The 19,581-nt window shown below is 42.9% G+C and carries 14 protein-coding genes and 1 pseudogene; 13 read left to right on the top strand and 2 right to left on the bottom strand.

The features are described 5' to 3' along the window. Positions 1–295: 295 nt before the first annotated feature. On the bottom strand, positions 296–1,126 hold the full coding sequence (locus AMBT_RS05180; RefSeq protein WP_013783533.1) for a class I SAM-dependent methyltransferase: 831 nt from the start codon (positions 1,124–1,126) through the stop codon (positions 296–298). An 85-nt stretch (positions 1,127–1,211) separates the two neighbouring features. On the opposite strand from AMBT_RS05180, the gene gloB reads away from it, so the two are divergent. The 4 genes from gloB to AMBT_RS05160 all read left to right on the top strand — a co-directional run bounded on the left by gloB (position 1,212) and on the right by AMBT_RS05160 (position 7,067). Beyond that, positions 1,212–2,003 (top strand): hydroxyacylglutathione hydrolase, encoded by a 792-nt coding sequence (gene gloB, locus AMBT_RS05175; RefSeq protein WP_013783532.1) that lies wholly within the window; start codon positions 1,212–1,214, stop codon positions 2,001–2,003. 63 nt (positions 2,004–2,066) lie between these two features. After that, positions 2,067–3,746, top strand: coding sequence for a lytic transglycosylase (locus AMBT_RS05170; RefSeq protein WP_013783531.1), 1,680 nt, complete (start codon positions 2,067–2,069; stop codon positions 3,744–3,746). 18 nt (positions 3,747–3,764) lie between these two features. Further along, entirely contained in the window at positions 3,765–4,820 is a 1,056-nt protein-coding gene (locus AMBT_RS05165) for an ion transporter (RefSeq protein ID WP_013783530.1), read from the top strand. 114 nt (positions 4,821–4,934) lie between these two features. Beyond that, positions 4,935–7,067 (top strand): TonB-dependent siderophore receptor, encoded by a 2,133-nt coding sequence (locus AMBT_RS05160; protein WP_013783529.1) that lies wholly within the window; start codon positions 4,935–4,937, stop codon positions 7,065–7,067. Between the two features lie 235 nt (positions 7,068–7,302). On the opposite strand, the gene cysS is transcribed toward AMBT_RS05160, so the two are convergent. Beyond that, complete coding sequence (gene cysS / locus AMBT_RS05155; protein WP_013783528.1) at positions 7,303–8,685, bottom strand: cysteine--tRNA ligase; 1,383 nt, start codon at positions 8,683–8,685, stop codon at positions 7,303–7,305. A 161-nt stretch (positions 8,686–8,846) separates the two neighbouring features. On the opposite strand from cysS, the gene AMBT_RS05150 reads away from it, so the two are divergent. The 9 genes and pseudogenes from AMBT_RS05150 (at position 8,847) to AMBT_RS05110 (ending at position 19,426) form a co-directional block, all read left to right on the top strand. Further along, positions 8,847–9,338, top strand: a complete 492-nt coding sequence (locus AMBT_RS05150; protein ID WP_013783527.1) for a peptidylprolyl isomerase — start codon at positions 8,847–8,849, stop codon at positions 9,336–9,338. A 118-nt stretch (positions 9,339–9,456) separates the two neighbouring features. Beyond that, positions 9,457–10,182 carry a UDP-2,3-diacylglucosamine diphosphatase gene (gene lpxH / locus AMBT_RS05145; RefSeq protein ID WP_013783526.1) on the top strand — a complete coding sequence of 242 codons (726 nt, stop codon included), beginning with the start codon at positions 9,457–9,459 and terminating at the stop codon, positions 10,180–10,182. Positions 10,183–10,505: 323 nt separating this feature from the next. Continuing rightward, positions 10,506–12,089, top strand: a complete 1,584-nt coding sequence (locus tag AMBT_RS05140) for an alkaline phosphatase (protein WP_013783525.1) — start codon at positions 10,506–10,508, stop codon at positions 12,087–12,089. A gap of 13 nt (positions 12,090–12,102) precedes the next feature. Continuing rightward, the gene (locus AMBT_RS05135; RefSeq protein WP_013783524.1) at positions 12,103–14,016 is read left to right on the top strand and encodes an alkaline phosphatase; all 1,914 of its coding nucleotides are present in this window, start codon (positions 12,103–12,105) and stop codon (positions 14,014–14,016) included. A 66-nt stretch (positions 14,017–14,082) separates the two neighbouring features. Beyond that, complete coding sequence (locus tag AMBT_RS05130) at positions 14,083–14,895, top strand: hypothetical protein (RefSeq protein ID WP_013783523.1); 813 nt, start codon at positions 14,083–14,085, stop codon at positions 14,893–14,895. 110 nt (positions 14,896–15,005) lie between these two features. After that, positions 15,006–15,626 carry an OB-fold-containig protein gene (locus AMBT_RS05125; protein ID WP_013783522.1) on the top strand — a complete coding sequence of 207 codons (621 nt, stop codon included), beginning with the start codon at positions 15,006–15,008 and terminating at the stop codon, positions 15,624–15,626. Between the two features lie 17 nt (positions 15,627–15,643). Then, positions 15,644–17,393: pseudogene (locus AMBT_RS23035) on the top strand (flotillin family protein). A gap of 241 nt (positions 17,394–17,634) precedes the next feature. Next, positions 17,635–18,570: a transposase gene (locus AMBT_RS05115; protein WP_013783519.1), complete on the top strand. Its 936-nt coding sequence runs from the start codon at positions 17,635–17,637 to the stop codon at positions 18,568–18,570. 406 nt (positions 18,571–18,976) lie between these two features. After that, complete coding sequence (locus AMBT_RS05110; protein WP_013783518.1) at positions 18,977–19,426, top strand: hypothetical protein; 450 nt, start codon at positions 18,977–18,979, stop codon at positions 19,424–19,426. The last annotated feature ends 155 nt before the right edge of the window (positions 19,427–19,581 follow it).

Raw genomic sequence — 19,581 nt, 5'->3', positions numbered from 1 at the left:
GCACCCACTTATTAAAATCCCAGTTCTATTGCGGACACCCACTTTTATATTGACCAACTGAGTTGTGGGTGTCTTGTTTTTGGCTTCTTGTTTTTGGCTCTCGTCAAATCGGTGATAAAAGTGGACATCCATGTTTTAACCCCAATCAAAAAATGGATATCCACTGATTAAAATTCCAAATTAACGTGGGTGTCCACGTTTAAGCACCCAGAAATATCGTGGGTGTCCATGGTTAGGTTCGGTTAGCTAAACTGTGGGTGTCCAAGTTTCGGCTTAGACCAAAACTGTGGGTGTCTCAGCTTTTGGCTTTATTGTATGAAGAAGTTCTGGCGCTGGCGGCACCGACAGGAGAGAACTGGCGTTTTAGTTGAAGTTTTGGCCGAATAGCCGTCATAGGCATTACTCGCTTTCTGGCCAGTATTACGTAAACGGCACTGCACCACGGGAAGTAAGTGGAAAGGTATTGCTGAATGTTTTTCGCGTAACCCCACCGCTGTTCAAAAAACAATGTAGAAAACATAATTTGGCGCTGTTCTACAATTTCAAAGCCCAACAGCTGCAACCAATCTTTAATGCGATATGAGGTAAAAAAACGAGCGTCATGCAGTTTATTGTCGCGCTTGACCGGTAAGTACTTGGCGATGCCGGCTAAACTCAACGGGTTGAAACCGCTAATAATAACGTAACCACTTTGAGTAATAACTCGGTCTACTTCCCGTAAAATTTCGTGAGGGTCTTGCGCAAAGTCCAATTCATTGGCTAGTAAAAAGCCATCTATGCTGTTTTCAGAAAATGGCAGCTGATGTGACTGTCCTACTATTTTGGGGCTTGCTGAACTATCAACGCTTTCTGTCCGCTCACCACTATTATTCGCACTTTCACTTATTTCATCGTGCTCTAAATGCATAGCACTAAATGGCACTTGGCTAATAATGTTGCGTATAGGGCTTTGCTTCAACGGTATTTGCGCACTTAAACTGCCGAGTTTCACGAAGTGATACCCAAAAATGCGTTGGGTGTAGTCGTCGCACACCTGCGTGATGGCTTGCTTAATTTGCTCTCCTGCTGGAAAGTCGGTCCAGTCTTCAGGATAACGAGGGGCTTGGGAATGAAATGCTGATCTCATAGTTGCTAAGCGTGCCTTAAGGTTGCTCTGTGTACAACAAGTTCTTATAGTATCGCATAATTATACCTACACAAGCAGGTGCACCATGACGACTAACGTTCTTCCTCACGGCATTTCAATTTTTCCAATAGAAGCATTTAGCGACAATTACATCTGGTGTATTCACAATAACGAACAAGCGATCGTTGTCGACCCAGGCGATGCAGAGCCCGTACTCTCGTTTTTAAAAAGTGAAAATTTACATTTAGCGGCCGTATTAATAACCCATCACCATCATGACCATACGGGTGGCATTGCCAAATTAGTCTCAGCAAACCCAGGCCTTCCCGTTATTGGCCCAAGAGGGGGTCATATTCGTGGCATCACTAAATCCGTTTCGCAAGGCGATACCTTACAGCTTCCAGTATTAGATTTAGAATTCCAAGTAATGGAAGTGCCCGGTCATACGCTCGATCATATTGCGTTTTTTGGCCATAACGTTTTGTTTTGTGGCGATACCTTATTTTCAGCAGGTTGTGGTCGGTTGTTCGAAGGTTCGCCTGAACAAATGTTGCACTCGCTGAACAAGCTGAAGCGCTTGCCCGACAACACTCTGGTTTACTGTACTCACGAATATACTCAATCGAACGTACGCTTTGCTTTAGAAGTAGAACCAGAAAATCAAAACCTTCAAAACTATTCATCTTGGGTAGATAAAAAGCGAGAAATGGGTATGCCAACCCTACCCTCAAATTTGGCTGAACAAAAACAAATTAACCCTTTCTTACGTTCTCATGAACTTTCTGTACAAACTGCTGCCGAAGCTTATTGCGAAAAAAACATGGGCGACGATGTAGCGGTATTTGCTGCAGTTCGGCGCTGGAAAGATGAGTTTTAATGCAAAACTAACGCACTGAAGGTAGAATGTGCGGTTTGCAGGTATTCGAGAGGTCCCTTCTACATGCAGTTGAAGTTGTTTGTTTTGTCACCCGTTTTATTAGCGTTAGGGCTAAGTGGGTGCCAAATCACCGAAGAACAAATACAAGAAGACGTGGTGAATGTACAAAATGTTGAAGGCGCTACTGAACCTTGCAACACATTACACGACACACCAGAAGCAATTGAAGACTGTGAAATAGCGCGCGAAGGCGTTATTGATGTAGTGCACCCTAAAGATAATCTGCTGTCGGAAGCAGAGGAACTTATTGACGACCCTTCAGTAGAAACCGAAGCCATTATTACCAATGTATGGCAGCGAGTAAGTGACGGGCTTAATTTATATATTCCTGATGATCGTCGCGTTGATGTACAAAAAAACTGGTATTTAAAGCATCCAGAGTACATGAAACGTGTGGTTACTCGTGCCAAGCCGTTTCTCTATTACATTGTTGACGAAATAGAGAAGCGTGATATGCCAATGGAATTGGTGTTATTGCCCATTGTTGAAAGTGCTTTCGACCCTTTTGCCTACTCTCATGGCCGAGCCGCTGGTATGTGGCAATTTATTCCCGGTACGGGCAAGCGTTTCGGAATGGAGCAAACCTGGTGGTACGATGGGCGTCGTGACGTTATAGCGTCCACCAAAGGTGCTTTAGATTACCTAACCTATTTATCGAACATGTTCGATGGCGATTGGCTACATGCTCTAGCGGCGTATAACAGTGGCGAAGGTCGTGTATCTAAAGCCATTCGCGCAAATAAAAAAGCCGGTAAGCCTACCGATTTTTGGTCGTTAAACTTACCTCGTGAAACCCGTGCGTATGTACCGAAATTATTAGCATTGGCAGACATTTTAAAACATCGTGATGAATATGCTTTTGCATGGCCTGAAGTTGAAAACGTCGCCGTTATCGAAGTGGTTGATATTGGTTCACAGGTAGATTTGGCCTTTGCTGCCGACCTTGCGGGCATGACGCTTAAAGAGTTACATGCATTGAACCCTGGCTTTAACCGCTGGGCTACTGCTCCAGAGGGCCCGCATAGATTAGTGTTACCGTTAACCAAAGCCGCTGACTTTAGTGATGCGCTTGCTAAAATTGATCGTACCGACCGATTGAATTGGGTACGTCATACGGTGAAGCCAGGTGATAGCTTAGGGAAACTTGCGAATAAATATCACACCACTGTGAAAGTGATTAAGCAAGTTAACGAGCTTAACTCTAACGTTATTCGTATTGGCCAACCTATTATGGTACCTGTGGCTTTGAAAGCCCTAGACAATTACGACCTATCACAAGGCCAGCGTTTAGCCAGTGTGCAAAACAAAAAGCACGGTGCATATAAAGTTACCCATACTATTCGCTCAGGTGATACGTTATGGGATATTGCGCGTAAATATGGTGTTACGACTAAAAAACTAGCGAGTTGGAACAATATGGCGCCTGGCGACATGCTCCGTCTTGGGAACAAATTAGTGGTTTGGCAGAATAACAAAAGCAACTCAAAAAACGCAGATGCTATAACCAAACGCGTAACCTATACGGTTAGAAACGGTGATTCCCTGTCGCGCATAGCGAGTAAATTCAATGTCAGCATCAGTAATATTGGCAAATGGAATAACATTAATACATCGCGTTACTTACAGCCGGGCCAGAAGCTAAAGCTGTTTGTAGACGTCACTAGATTAAATAGCACAGGCTAAATAGCAAAGGATAGAGCAATGCTAAGGATTAACCGGGACAATTTACGTAACAGTCATGAAACGCCCTGGTTAATCTTAGATTTAGTCATGCTGGGTATTTTATTTTTAAACCTAGCATGGCTAATTTTCGATGCTTTGTACGCTACCGATTTTATCTATTCTCAAATAGATGCTTTCTTCCCCGCTTTAATTAACGCTTACGACCCCATCCACCACAACTTCTTGTTGGTTGATTTAGTCTTCATTGGCATTTTTCTTACTGAATTTTGTTTTAGGTGGATTGTTGCCATCGTGCGCAAAGAGCACCTACGTTGGTATTTTTTCCCTTTTCTGCATTGGTACGATTTAGTCGGGCTAATTCCTCTTGGGGCTACGCGGCTGTTCCGCTTCCTACGCATATTTTCAATTTTGCATCGGCTGCACAAATATCAAATTATTGATTTAAACCGCACCGCAATTTTTCGGTTCTTCGCCTTCTATTACGATGTATTTGTTGAAGAGCTTAGCGACAGAATTGTGGTGAAAGTATTAAGCGATGCGCAAAAAGACATTGCCGCAGGCTCACCATTGGTAGATGAGATTACCGAGCAAGTCCTTGCACCACGCCGCCCTGTTATTACACAGTGGATGGCGGGTGTTATTAATCACTTAGGGCAATCGATAAGTAACGACGAACATGGTGAAGTGATACGTGAACATGTTCGCAAAAGTGTAGGCAAAGCGGTACGTGGAAACTCCCAGGTGTCTACGCTTAATTACTTACCCATAATTGGTAAAACAATTGAAAACACACTGGAGGAATCGGTAACCGATATTGTCACCATGTCGCTGGTAAATTTACTGTCTGATATAGATGCTGAGCGCATTGACCACTTCATCTCAGTGGGTATGCACGATTACACCCCTACAGCCGATGCTTTAGATAAGGAAGTATTACAGGTGGTAAATGAATGCTTAGAATTGATGAAAGGACACATTGCACAGCAGCGCTGGAAATCAGAGCTCGCTAAAAAGGAATCTACAATGCCAGTAACAGAACCTTCAGAAGAAACAACAATAGAGAAGAACTTGTAGGTACACGCTCAAAAAATTAAAACTTAATGATAACTATTATTATTTCAATACTCATATGGTAGACTTCTGACCAATACCAATGGTTGTTAGTCTTACATTTTGAGGAAATAAAGAATGTCGAACGGTCGTAAAGGTTGGTTTTACCCTTCCTTAACCGCATTAGCGATAGCGGTAGCTACATCACCAGTTGCACAAGAACAAGAAGATGAAAGCCTTGAGCACATTGAAGTTAACCCTATGCAGTCGTACAGAAGTACGGCCACTAAGTCTTCTTTGCGCCCTATCGATTCGCCTGTCAGTATCAGTGTTATCGATCAAGAGCTTTTACAATTGCGCCAAGCACAAACGGTATCAGAAGCCTTGCGCTATAGCTCTGGAGTAACGACTGAAAGTCGCCCAACCATCACTATTTTTGACCAATTTACCATTCGTGGCTTCGATACCTACCAAACCTTTTACGATGGCTTACCTCTTTTAAGTAACAACAGCTGGAACCTTTATCCGCAAGTTGATTCTTTCGCAACAGAATCTTTAGAAATATTAAAAGGCCCTGCGTCATCGCTTTATGGCCTCGTTCCTCCTGGCGGCATGATTAACCAAGTTGCCAAATACCCTAAAGACGAAAACGAAACCTTAATTCGTGCGGCAGTGGGTTCAGATAGTTTATTCGAACTTGGTTTAGATACTACCGGCCAACTTACCGACAACGCGCGCTATCGTGTTGTGGCACTAGGTAGAAAACAAGATGGCTTTCAGGACACTACTGAAAACGAGCGTTATACCATTGCGCCTTCAGTTACCATTGATCTTAGCAAGGCAACGGAGCTTACCTTATCTGCCTATTATCAAGACGACCCTCAAATGGTGCCCTCTACCCCACTTCCAGGCGTTGGTACCCTTTACGAAGCACCTTATGGAAAGCTTGACGCCAGCGTTTATGCAGGTGATGAAAACTGGAACAGCTATTCTCGCGAAGTGCTTATGCTTGGCTATAAACTGAACCATGAATTTAATGATAATTGGTCAGTGTTACAAAAGTTTCGTTATACCGATGCTGACGCCTTGCAACAAAATACCTATCACTCAGGTACCCCAACAGACGATATTTACCTAACTCGTTCAGCGTACCTTACCGATGAAGAAATTGATGGTGTGACTGTTGATACACAGGTGGCTGGGTTTGTTCAAACTGGTGATTTAGCACATAACTTATTATTCGGTGTGGATTATCAAAACTCAGACTCAACCGTTGCGTATCGAGATACATTAACTACCGACACGCCAGTACTAGATTTAAGCAATATCGATAATGACTTGTTCGATGTAGATTCTCTACCACTCGACTTCTACCAAGAAGATCACGTTATCGACATTGAGCAAATTGGTTTTTATCTTCAAGATGAAATACGTATCGATAATTTCACGTTCTTGCTAAATGGTCGATATGATCAATTTGAAAGCACTGATGTGGCAGAGAATGTATATGCGGGTTTTGAGTACGGCAGCACCACAGAAATTGACCAAAATGAGTTTTCAGGCCGTGTAGCCGCTATGTACACGTTTGACTCAGGCTGGCGCATGTATGCGAACTACGCTGAATCTTTCGAACCAGTTTCAGGTACCGACTCAGTTACTGGCGAAGCTTTCAAACCTACTACAGCTGACCAAGTTGAAGTGGGAACCAAGTATATTAGCGGTGATGGCGCAACCACGTTTACCGGTGCGTACTTCGTACTGACTAAACAAAATGTAGTGGTCAATACGTCAGACTTTGCGCAATATACGCAAAATGGTGAAGTTGAATCGAAAGGTGTTGAACTAGAGCTTTCTACTAAAGTAACCAACGCCCTTTTACTGCAAGCAAATGCTACTTTGTTAGATTTAGAAGTAACTGAAGACACATTGGACCCAGACGTAGTAGGTAAAACGCCAGTTTGGGTTGCAGAAGAAAGTGCATCAGTATGGGCGAACTACTTCTTCGATGATGCGCTAGACGGCTTAATGCTAGGTGCAGGTGTTCGCTACGTTGGCGAAACACAAGCAGATAAATACAACACAGATACGGTTCCTTCCTACACGTTAGTTGACGCTGTATTGTCTTACGACATGCCAGAGTACGATTTAAAACTAACAGGCAGTGTAAGTAACTTGACCGACAAAGAGTATGTTGGTGCATGTTACGACACGAATAACTGTTGGTATGGTGCACAACGTAGATTTGAAGTTGGTATTGAAAAGCGTTTTTAAGCGTTTTCACCCCATAAAGAAAGGCCTAACATTATAAAATGTTAGGCCTTTTTTATTATTGATATAAGCTATTTAAAATCAGCGAGTACTATTTATTCGTTTGACTATTACTTTGAAGTTTATCTCATAGAAAAATGAAAACCGTGCTACATGCCTTGTAGCACTAATACTGGTTATCTTTTTCTATCAAAGCTTTACGCTATTTAAACTATCTATATTACCAAGCTTTGACTGGTTAGCCTCTGCGCCAAGTTGTACCCGCAGGCCCATCTTCTAACACTATATTCTTAGCGTTAAGTGCATCTCTCGCAGCGTCTGCTGCTGCCCAATCTTTAGCTGCCCGAGCATCGTTACGCTGTTTTATCAACGCTTCTATTTCAGCGGCTTCATCGTCGTTTTCGCTACCGCCTTTAAGATAAGCATCTGGGTCGCTTTGCAGCATACCCAAAATAGCACCTAAACCTTTAAGCACCGCAGCTAATTTACTCGCTTCTTCGGCATTATCTTTATTACGATTTATTTCACGTGCTACATCAAACAATACTGAAAATGCTTCAGGTACGTTTAGATCGTCATTCATGGCAGCTTCAAACCGCGCTAAATAACCGCCGTAGCTAAGGTCGGTAGATTCATCTACTGTTACACCGCGAAGCGCAGTGTATAAACGCTCTAATGCCGCTTTTGCTTGGGTAATGTTATCTTGCGAGTAGCTTAACTGGCTACGGTAATGTGCCGACATTAAGAAGAAGCGCAAGGTTTCAGCATCGTGCTCTTGCAATACGTCACGAAGGGTAAAAAAGTTACCTAACGACTTAGACATTTTCTCATCGTCTACTTGCACCATACCAGCGTGCATCCATACGTTTACGTACGGTTTATCAAATGCGCAGCATGACTGTGCCACTTCATTTTCATGGTGCGGAAAAGTAAGGTCTGAACCGCCACCATGAATATCAAAATGTGCGCCCAAATGCTTTTTGTTCATGGCAGAACATTCAATATGCCAACCAGGGCGGCCTTCACCCCACGGCGATTGCCATGCAGGCTCACCGGCTTTAGCGGGCTTCCATAATACAAAATCTAGCGGGTCGTTTTTATCCAATGCCACTTCAACACGGGACCCAGATTGAAGCTGATCTAAGTCTTGCTTACTCAACTTGCCATATTCAGGGAATTTGCTTACATCAAATAATACATCGCCATTTGAGGCCTGATATGCAAAACCTTTATCCATCAATATCTTAATAATATCGATGATATCATCCATATGTCCGCTAACGGTTGGCTCTACGTCTGGCTCAAGTAAATTGATAGCCGCAAAGTCTTCATGCATCATGCCAATGGTGCGCTTAGTTAACGCTTCAAAGGTTTCACCGTTTTCATTAGCACGGGCAATAATTTTGTCGTCAATATCTGTGATATTACGAACGTACTTCACATCAAAACCCAAATGACGCAGGTATCGAACTAAGATATCAAAACTAAGGTAAGTGCGAGCATGCCCCATATGGCTTAGGTTGTACACGGTAATACCACACACATACAAGCCCACTTTCCCTTCTTGAAGCGGCACGAATTTCGCCTTGTCACGGGTACGGGTATTGTAAAGGTGTAGCATAAAGTGAATTCCTAAGTATCAAAATGGCCGCAAAGTTTAGCACTGTATGTGGCCAAATGGTAAGATTTTGCGATGCTTTTTAGCATCGCTACTTCCCCGCATGGCTGGTTATGCGGTAATATTACCAAGTATTTACTTATTTAAAGGCAGGACACGAAGAAATGGTTACTCTCAAAACAAACTTTGGTGATATCACCCTAGAATTATTTGAAGACAAGGCCCCTAAAACTGTAGAAAACTTTCTAGCTTATGTTAAAGAAGGTTTTTATGATGACACTATTTTTCACCGTGTAATTGACGGTTTCATGATTCAAGGTGGTGGTTTCACTGCAGATATGGATCAGAAAGACACCAAAGATACTATTGAAAATGAAGCAAACAACGGCGTTGCTAACGAAATTGGTACTATTGCGATGGCACGTACTAACGATCCGCATTCAGCAACTGCGCAGTTCTTCATTAACGTGGGTAATAACAGCTTCCTTAACCATACTAGCGAATCAGTGAATGGCTGGGGCTACTGCGCATTCGGTAAAGTTACCGACGGTATGGACGTAGTTGAGAAAATTAAAAGCGTTAAAACCGGTTCAAGCGGTTATCACCAAGATGTACCTGTTGAGCCAGTTGTTATTGAAAAAGCGGTTGTCGCTTAATTCTGTTAAGTGAGCATTTCAAACCTTAAATGCTCACTATCGCTACATCTTAAGCAAAGGCCGTACTCATTCAAAGCGGCCTCTTTTTTCCAAACGCCTTTCAAAGTTGTCCATTTCTATGTCATTTACCTACTTCATTGCCGATTTACACCTAAGTGCAGATCGACCTGACATCACAGCGTGCCTAATGCAATTTTTAGAAAGCGATGCAAAGGAAGCCGATGCCTTATATGTGCTGGGCGATTTATTTGAAGTATGGATAGGCGATGATGACGTTACCCCATTTAATACCGCTATTGCAGAGGCATTCAAGACTTTAAGCCAACATGTGCCTATCTATTTCATGCATGGCAATCGCGATTTTGCCATACGCGAAGGCTGGACAAATAAAGCGGGCATGACACTTATCAACGAACCCACCGTTATTGACTTATACGGGACACCCACACTTATCACCCACGGCGACGAGCTTTGCACTAACGATGTGGCCTATCAAAAATTCAGAAAAAAATCTCGCGGTTGGTGGTGGCCAAAGCTAATGCTAGCCTTGCCTTTATGGTACAGACGCCGTGTTGCAAGAAATGGTCGAGCGGAAAGTAAAGAGAATCAAAAGCACCTTAAGCCAGACATTATGGATGTGACACCCACAGAAGTGATTAAGGTTATGGAGCAGCACAATGTTCAACGCTTAATTCATGGACACACACACCGCCCAAACATTCATTCTCTTACCGCGAATGGCAAACCTGCTACCAGAATCGTGTTAGGTGACTGGTATGATCAAGGCAGCACATTGTGTGTGTCACACTCCAATGTTATGTTACAACATCACACTTTTAAGTAGCGATATCTGATACTTAGCTTCCTGTCATACTAAAAACTTCATAAATTTAATTTTATTATTTGTCTTTTAAACATGCTTTTCTAACGCCCTAATTTGTAAAGATAATTTACAAATAGTCTTAGCCTCCTTTTCTTAAATTTTGTACTCAGTAGTTGCTTTGTTAAAGCCCGTTCAAAAATATGTCAAATAAACGTCACTTTCACGATATATCGTTGAAAATAGCGCATTCAAATGATAACGAGAATCAATTTCATTTGTCGAATTGCGTACTAATTAACAATAAAACTGACCATCACAATTTAAATTCAATGTAGGGAACGACGATGAATCGTACTTGGAAAACGAAGCTTAGTGCTCTTGCACTGGTTGCTTCATCTGGTTTGCAAGCAGCTGTTTTACCCGAACACCAAACAGATAACGCATGGTATTCAGATGCGCAAAGCAAACTTACTGAAAAACTAGTGACAAACAACCAGTTCAAAGCCAAAAACGTGATTTTGTTTGTAGGCGACGGAATGGGGGTTTCTACGCTAACTTCTGCGCGCATCCACAAAGGGCAGCTTGAAGGCGGGTTGGGCGAAGAAGGTTACTTGGCATTTGAAACCTTCCCTCACACAGCGTTGGTTAAAACCTACAATGTTGATGCACAAACTCCAGATTCAGCAGGTACGATGACAGCGATGATGTCAGGCCTAAAAACGGATGTGGGTGTTATTGGCGTTGACGAAGATATTGAACGCGGTGAATGCGCTACCGTTGCTGGCAATGAAGTTATTACTGCACTTGAACTTGCTGAAATTAAAGGTTTAGCGACTGGTATTATCTCTACTGCACGTATTACACACGCTACGCCTGCAGCCACTTACGCTAAATCAGCTGACCGTAACTGGGAAGATATTTCAGATATGCCAGAAGAGGCTGCTGCGGCAGGCTGTATTGATATTGCCGATCAGTTAGTCAATTTTGAAAGCTTCCTTGAAGGCCGGTACACAGGTGTTGATGTAGACGGTATTGAAGTGGTAATGGGGGGCGGCCGTCGTCACTTCTTACCTAATGACGCGTCTTTTAATAGCGCTGATGCGGTTAGCGAAGTAGAAGGCGATCGTACAGACGATCGTGACCTTACCGAGGAATGGCAGCAGATGTATGAAAATGGTGTCTATGTTGTTGACCAAGCAGGCTTCGACACTTTAGATACTGAATCGACTGAACGGGTTTTTGCTTTGTTCAACGAGTCACACATGCAATACGAAGCAGACCGCGCCAATGACGTAGCGGGCGAGCCATCTATTGCTGAAATGACCGAAGCTGCGGTAAACATCTTAGATAACAACGACACTGGTTTCTTCTTAATGGTTGAGTCAGGCCGAATTGATCATGCCCACCACGCTGGTAATGCAGCCGGTGCACTTACAGACACTTTGGCGTTTGAAGCCGCTGTTATGGCCGCTTATGAAAACACAGATCCATCTGAAACACTTATCTTAGTTACAGCTGATCACGGCCACGTATTTACTATTGCAGGCTACCCAAAACGCGGTAATCCCATTTTAGGTAAAGTGGTTAATGTTGGAGCAGAAGAACCTGCTACAGCGTCTGACGGCACGCCATATACCACATTAGGTTACACCAACGGCTTAGGTTTTCGTGACCTTGGAACAGAAACCGATTCTGATGAAGGTTACAACTACGATAATGCGGCAGGTCGTGTGGACTTAACCAATGTAGATACCACTACCGCCGGTTATCACCAAGAAGCACTTATTCCACTTGGATCTGAAACACACTCTGGTGAAGATATAGCATTACACGCAACTGGACCAGGAAGTCAATTAGCACAAGGTGTGATAGAACAAAATGTTGTTTTCCACCTAATCAACCAAGCCCTTGGCCTGATAAACGAATAAGTGGAGAAGAACAATGAAACTTTTTAAATTGAGTATTGTTGCATTAGCAGTTGCCGGCCTAACCGCCTGCTCTCTTGAAGGCGATGACGGAAACGATGGCGCAGCAGGCGTTGATGGTTCAAACGGTCTTAACAGCTTAACCGTGCAAACAGCGTTAGCAGTAGGCGATACCAACTGCCCGAATAGCGGTGTACAGTTTGATTCTGGCCTAGACACCAATGCAGATGGCACCTTAGGTAGCGACGAGATTACCGACACAAGCTACGTTTGTTCTCTAGGCAGCTCTGAAGTTGCAACCGGTGAGCTACTTATTACTTTAAACAACGACTGGTTTATAGCCGCCAGTGCAGAAGTGGAAAACAACAAGCAAGTGTGGATGGATGCTACCGGCACCTCAGCCAGCATATCTAACGCTAACATTGAAGTAGCTCAAGTAGCTGACGATGAAGAATTACAGGCTATGGTAGCCGACCTTCGCGGTAAAGCGAAAAACGTGATTCTATTCGTTGGTGATGGCATGGGCATTTCAACCATCACAGCCGCACGAATTCTAGATGGCCAATTGAAAGGGCTTGATGGCGAAGAAAACCAGCTTAGCTTTGGTAAATTCCCATTCTCTGGATTGTCTAAAACGTATAACGTTGATGCACAAACTCCAGACTCTGCTGGCACCATGACAGCCATGATTAGCGGTGTAAAAACCGATGTGGGTGTTATTGGCGTTGATGAAGATATTGAGCGCGGCGAATGCAGTACGGTTGCTGGCAACGAACTCGTGACCGCATTAGAACTTGCAGAAATAGCGGGTAAATCTACCGGTATTATCTCTACTGCTCGCATTACTCATGCTACACCAGCCGCTACCTACGCCAAGTCGGCCGATCGCAACTGGGAAGATGTATCTGATATGCCTGAAGATGCGGTTACTGCTGGCTGCCCTGATATAGCCGATCAGCTAGTAAACTTCGAAGCTAATTTAGAAGCTAACTATGAAGGCTTAGACGTGGATGGCTTGGAAGTAGTAATGGGCGGCGGCCGCCGCCACTTTCTTCCCAACGATGCTGCGTTTAATAGTGTAGATGCTGCAAGCGAAGTTGAAGGTGATAGAACGGATGGTCGAGACCTTACAGCGGAATGGCAGAATATGTATGAAAATGGTGTTTATATCGTCGACCAATCTGGTTTTGACGGCTTAGACACCGAAACGACCGAACGCGTATTTGGTTTGTTTAATGAATCGCACATGCAGTATGAAGCTGATCGCAGCAACGATATTGCTGGTGAGCCTTCGGTGGCAGAAATGACTGAAGCGGCTATCAATATTCTTGATAATAACGATGAAGGCTTCTTCCTTATGGTTGAATCGGGTCGTATTGACCATGCTCACCATGCTGGAAATGCTTATGGCGCTTTATACGATACCTTAGCCTTTGCTGACGCTGTTGCCATGGCTGACGAACTGACTAACGATGAAGATACACTCATTATTGTTACTGCTGACCATGGCCATGTATTTACCATTGCCGGCTACCCTAAACGTGGTAATCCCATATTAGGTAAAGTGGTAAATGTTGGCGCTGACGAAGCCGCTACAGCGTCTGATGGTACACCCTATACCACGTTGGGTTACACCAATGGTCTTGGCTTCAGAAACCTTGGAGACGAAACCAATTCAGATGCGGGTTACGCTACAGCGTACGATACTGGTCGCAAAGACCTTACTGATATCGACACTACTACCCCGGGTTATCACCAAGAAGCGTTAGTTCCTATGGGCTCAGAAACTCACTCAGGAGAAGACGTGAGTATTCATGCTAAGGGCCCTGGCGCTTTCTTAGTAAATGGCACAAACGAACAAAGCGTAATCTTCCATATTATGGACTTCGCGGGTGACTTCGTTACCCAAGCAGACGCCGTAGTGGAATAAAAAATTACGTTTATCGTCAGTTCGTAAGGGAGCGTTTACGCTCCCTTATTTCGGAGTTTTAAATACATGAAGTACCTAGTTTTACCCTCGCTAGCTTTAGCCACGTATGTTATTTCAGCCTTACTAACGGCAGCGCCTAGCCTCGCAACGTCTGTTACCGCAGATTTGGACACCCACTCCAGTAACTTGGACAGTAACTTGGACACCCACACAAAATGCGAACTTGAAGCAGGCAACCTGAAAGCTGACTATACCGTCACTACCCGCCGCGGATTCACTCCCGGCAATAGCACGGAAATTTCGCTTATGCGCTATAACAATACGGTTGCTCATCAGTACCCACAGGTTGGCATTACTGAAACTTGGACAATGGTGCGAAACAAGCTAATCAAGCCTGTTCGTTATTTTGATAAGCACGAACGCGCTATCGAATATCAGCCAGGCGAAAGTATTCACGGCCGAGTAGAAAAAGACTTTTCATTTCGTTATCAGTTAATTAGCAATACTTTGCTAAACAAAATGACTTTAGAGCGTTCTGAAGGCAAAGGTTGTATGAAAATTGAGTATTTAACTTATCAAAATAGCAAAGTGGATATGACGCTCGCTTGGCTACCTGAGTTAAAACTAATCCAACAGTTTCGTGTTAATGAAAAGAATACTACCCGAGAGTGGTCATTAGTTTCAGTTGACGACAATGTAAACTTAGAAGCATTTTTTGAAAGCCGAGATAAATACAAAGCTACCGATTATGCTGACATTGGCGATGATCATACCGACCCCTTTTTAACCAATATGGTAAATCAAGGGTTTATAGAAGCAGGCGCTAGCGGATTTTACGACCAAAATGGAAATGCGATAGGTGAAGGTCATCGTCATTAAACTTTAGGTTTATCATATAAAACTGTCCCTAGTTTGGTCGTTTTTCACTGGATATATAAACAGAATGTGATATAAAAAGGTTAATAAAAACATCATCAGGGACGGTGTAAATGTTAGATATTTTGCTGAGCGATGCGAATTTTTGGTTTAGTATCGCGTTAGCCACGGTAGCCATTCTATTTATTATAGAAATTGTGGGGCTTGTTTTTGGCATAAGCATGGTTGGTTTGCTTGACGATATGCCTAACTCAAATATTGATGTAGAAAGTAGTTCTATTCTTAGTTTTGGGAGCTGGCTCAATTTAGATAGAGTCCCGCTACTAATATGGCTGGTGGTACTTTTAACCATTTTCGGTTTACTTGGGTTTGTGACTAATTTCGCCACCCAATCTATTGCTAATATCACCCTACCCGTTTGGGTAACGCTCCCTTTTTCCGCGATTGTCGGTACCCTACTCACATCGAAAGTCAGTGTGATAATTGCGGTTGTTATTCCGAAATTTCAAACTTCTGCTATTCAAAACGACGACTTCATAGGTGCGGTAGCACATATAACTATTGGGATTGCATCGAAGGGAAATCCTGCTGAAGCTAAATTCACCGATGATTATTCACAGCCCCACTATGTTTTAGTCGAACCTTTTGAAGACAATGAACTCTTCAAACAAGGTGAGCGCGTTATCCTTGTTAAGAAAACCACCCACAGCTGGTTAGCCACCCGTTATCAATAATAAATAAGAGACTGAGTATGGAAACCCTTCAAACATCAAACTTACCTTCATTGCTATTTATTGCAGGTATTATTGTAGTAGCCCTTATCACTATTGGGCTTATTTTTGCCAAACTATACACTCGAGCGACCAAAGAAACTGCCTTTGTTCGAACTGGGCTTGGTGGTGAAAAAGTCATCAAAGACGGGGGTGCAATTGTACTTCCTGTTGTACATGAAATTATTCCAGTCAATATGAACACACTGCGTATAGAAGTGGAAAAAACGCAAAAAGATGCGCTCATAACGAAAGACAGAATGCGCGTTGATGTTAAAGCTGACTTCTATCTACGAGTAGCGCCTAATTCAGCCGGAATATCTATGGCAGCGCAAACTTTAGGTACGCGCACAACCCGAGCTGAAGAAGTTAAAAAAACTAATGGAATCGAAATTTGTCGACGTACTTCGTGCGGTTGCCGCCGAGATGACCATGACGGAAATGCACGAACAACGTGCCGATTTCGTACAGAAAGTACAACAGAGCGTGGCTAACGATTTAGAAAAGAACGGTTTGGAACTGGAATCAGTCAGTTTAACTGGCTTCGATCAAACTGACCTTGAATTTTTCAATGAAAACAACGCATTCGATGCTGAAGGTCGTGCTCGCCTTGCTAAAATTATTGAAGAAAAGCGCAAAGAGACTAATGATATTCAGCAAGAGAACCGTATCCTTATTGAACAACGTAACTTAGCTGCTGAAAAGCAGTCTTTAGAAGTAAAGCGCGATGAAGAAGAAGCCCGCTTGATGCAGGAACAAACCCTCGCATTTAAACGCCAAGAACAAAAAGCGGAAATCTCGAAACAGCGTGAAATGAAAGAGCGTGAAGAGCGCGAAGCGGAGATTGCTAAAAATCGTGCGATTGAAGCTGCTGAAATCGAAAAGTCTCGCGAGATAGAAACTCAAGAAATTGCGAAAAGCCAGGCTCTTGAACAAGCGCGTATTCGTCAACAGCAAGAAGTAGAAGTTGCTGAGCAAGTAAAACAAATTGCGGTTGCTAATAAGTCTGAAGAAGAATCTGCGGCACGCGCGAAGGCCGCAGAAGCAGAGAAAACCAAAGTTGAAAAAGAAGAAGCCGTTATTACCGCAAAATTGGTGGCCGATGCTGAACGTAAGAAACAAATTGAAGTTATCGATGCGCAAAAAGAAGCGGAACGTGATGCGGTGAATATTACTGTTGAAGCAGCTGCGAAGAAAGAAGCGGCTGAAAATACTGCTGAAGCTATTTTAACGGAAGCAAAAGCTAGCGCTGATGCGAAAATGCTACAAGCTGAAGCGGACGAGAAAGTGCTTGCCGTAGAAGCCGCAGGTAAACAAGCACTTTATGAAGCAGAAAATACACTTAAAGATGAACAGATCGAACTTCAAAAATCGCTAGCTATGATGGAAGTTTTACCTGAGCTTATCGCCCAAGCAGTTAAACCTCTTGAGAACATCGAAGGAATTAAAATTCTTCAAGGTTATGGTCAAGGGAACGGTCAATCTGGTAGTGGCCAAACCGTTGCTACAGGTAGCGGTTTAGCCGACCAGGTTACACAAGCGGCTTTAAGTTACCGAGCGAATGCACCTGTAGTTGATGCAATGCTTCGTGAAGTTGGTTTGGTAAATGGTGAAAGTGGTACCCTCGATGACTTACTTACTGGCAAAAGTGAAATATTAACAGGCACAGCTGCTAACGCACCTGTCATAAAAGCCCCCACTCCTCCTAAACCCGATGCATTAGCGGAGTAGTATTTCGTAGCAGATAAGCTCATAAAGAAGCCCCTTTTAGGGGCTTCTTTGTTTTATATTGATAGGCTGTATTCACTTTCTTTAAGCAAAACTTCGACACCCACCGAATTTCATATTCGATGCCTCGCCTACACTAGCAACTTAAGCTCGGACAGCCACACAAACCCGCCACAAGTTCAGTATATTAATATTTATGTAAACGGCACTATTGTGAAACTTATAAAATTACAGAGTTTACGCTATGCCGCGCCCTCGAAAATCGCTCATCTGCTTACAAGATACCCCTTACTACCATTGTATTTCTCGGTGCGTACGCAGAGCGTTCCTGTGTGGTGAAGACCATTACAGCAAAAAGAGCTACGAGCATCGCCGTCAGTGGGTTGAAGCCAGGCTAATCAAACTAGGCAGCATATTCGCTATTAATGTTTGCGCCTATGCAGTGATGAGCAACCACACACACGTCGTTCTGCATGTTGACAGAGATGAAGCCTTATCGTGGACTACTCACGAAGTATTGAAACGATGGCATACGCTTCACAAAGGCACAAACTTAACCCGTCAATATATGCAAGCTGAACAGCGTAGCTTGCTTTCAGACGCCCAAATAGAATCCGTAATAGCAACTGCAAATATATATCGTCAAAGGTTGCACGATATCAGTTGGTTTATGCGGCTTTTAAATGAGTTTATTGCGCGTTTAGCAAACAAAGAAGACGAATGTACCGGACGTTTTTGGGAGGGGCGGTTTAAATCTCAATCATTACTTGATGAAGCCGCCTTGGCCGCCTGCATGGCCTATGTGGATTTAAATCCATTGCGCGTAGGTTTATCAGAAACTCCAGAACAATCTGACTTCACCAGTATCAAAAAAAGAGTTGCTGCAGCTAAGATTGGAAAGCAACCTCAGTATTTACAACCTTTTTCTGGTAGCGGAAATGTAGTTAAAGGGCTTCCTTTTCTTCTCCATGATTACCTAGAGCTCGTCGATAAATTGGGAAGAAAAATCCGTTCTGATCAGAATGGCTATATTTCCAATATTCACTCGCCTATTCTTGATCGCACTGGTCTACAAAATATAGACTGGGAAGGCATGTGCCAAGGAATTGAAACACAGTTTTCATCGTCAATTAGCCTTTCAATAGCTATACGGAGACAGAAGATACTGGAAACCGCCTAACTAACTGTATAAACCTAAACGCTACATAAACCTAAAAGACACCCTCAGCGCAACTCTTCTAATAGTAACCAATCGCACGTTCAATTTTATAAAAAACTTTATATCTCGACCACTTAATAAAAGCACCATACGAATTACTCTAACCTCTCCAATAAATCACTTTTAGCAACAAGAGGGGCTATTATTTACTCTTAAAACCTCAAATAGATAAATGGCCTATATTGCAGCTGATGTATGGATGTCTAAATATTGGAACTCTATCAAAATATTCGATTTTTTGATTGAAGTAAAAATAAAATCAGTATGAAATTTAATCAATATGTGAAAAAACTGTTACACTCCGAAAGTCTCTTGGAGTTTGAAGTAGGGGGCATTAACTCACTTCAATATTATCAGGAGATAATGAATGAAAATTATACTTTTAGTCCTTACGCTAATTGGCGTTTGTACAAACCTACAAGCCAAAGATCGCCTTGATGTCTATGAAGATTTTGATATTGGTACCGAGCTTGTTTCGATGACCATGGTTAAAGTCGACCCCAACATGGAAGATATGTATTTAGCTGGGCTACAGCAATCTTGGGCTAAAGCCGTGCAAATTCAAAAAGATATGGGTTACATCAAAGACTGGAAAATATACGCAAGTGAACTCCCCTTAACTGGTGACTTCAATATGCTATTAGTCGTTACCTACGAGAAACTTTCTGATTTGGAGCCCAGTAAGAAAAAATATGAAGCCTTTATGAAAAAGTGGGGGGAAGACAATCAAACTATGTCTGAAGAACTCAGCGCCGGATACCCAAAAATCCGCACCTTGACTGGGGAATATATTTTCCGTGAAATCATCTTAAAATAATCAACGTGATTTATATATCTTCTCAACGTGTGACTCTTCGCGTCCTTGCGATTTAAGAGTCACACATATTTTTATCTTCATAAGTTAAGGATAATGGTAACGTTTTACGGTTAAAGCCTATCGGTTCTCCATAAATTATTGACTAAGCTCATACC

This window comes from Alteromonas naphthalenivorans (assembly GCF_000213655.1).
Classification (GTDB): Bacteria; Pseudomonadota; Gammaproteobacteria; order Enterobacterales; family Alteromonadaceae; genus Alteromonas; species Alteromonas naphthalenivorans.
The sequence above is the reverse complement of the archived record's forward strand: the minus strand, read 5'-3'. Positions and strand labels throughout refer to the sequence as shown.

Coding starts and splice junctions, on each gene's coding strand:
- AMBT_RS05180 (WP_013783533.1), bottom strand. CDS start 1,126: ATGAGATCAGCATTTCATTCCCAAGCCCCTCGTTATCCTGAAGACTGG.
- gloB (WP_013783532.1), top strand. CDS start 1,212: ATGACGACTAACGTTCTTCCTCACGGCATTTCAATTTTTCCAATAGAA.
- AMBT_RS05170 (WP_013783531.1), top strand. CDS start 2,067: ATGCAGTTGAAGTTGTTTGTTTTGTCACCCGTTTTATTAGCGTTAGGG.
- AMBT_RS05165 (WP_013783530.1), top strand. CDS start 3,765: ATGCTAAGGATTAACCGGGACAATTTACGTAACAGTCATGAAACGCCC.
- AMBT_RS05160 (WP_013783529.1), top strand. CDS start 4,935: ATGTCGAACGGTCGTAAAGGTTGGTTTTACCCTTCCTTAACCGCATTA.
- cysS (WP_013783528.1), bottom strand. CDS start 8,685: ATGCTACACCTTTACAATACCCGTACCCGTGACAAGGCGAAATTCGTG.
- AMBT_RS05150 (WP_013783527.1), top strand. CDS start 8,847: ATGGTTACTCTCAAAACAAACTTTGGTGATATCACCCTAGAATTATTT.
- lpxH (WP_013783526.1), top strand. CDS start 9,457: ATGTCATTTACCTACTTCATTGCCGATTTACACCTAAGTGCAGATCGA.
- AMBT_RS05140 (WP_013783525.1), top strand. CDS start 10,506: ATGAATCGTACTTGGAAAACGAAGCTTAGTGCTCTTGCACTGGTTGCT.
- AMBT_RS05135 (WP_013783524.1), top strand. CDS start 12,103: ATGAAACTTTTTAAATTGAGTATTGTTGCATTAGCAGTTGCCGGCCTA.
- AMBT_RS05130 (WP_013783523.1), top strand. CDS start 14,083: ATGAAGTACCTAGTTTTACCCTCGCTAGCTTTAGCCACGTATGTTATT.
- AMBT_RS05125 (WP_013783522.1), top strand. CDS start 15,006: ATGTTAGATATTTTGCTGAGCGATGCGAATTTTTGGTTTAGTATCGCG.
- AMBT_RS05115 (WP_013783519.1), top strand. CDS start 17,635: ATGCCGCGCCCTCGAAAATCGCTCATCTGCTTACAAGATACCCCTTAC.
- AMBT_RS05110 (WP_013783518.1), top strand. CDS start 18,977: ATGAAAATTATACTTTTAGTCCTTACGCTAATTGGCGTTTGTACAAAC.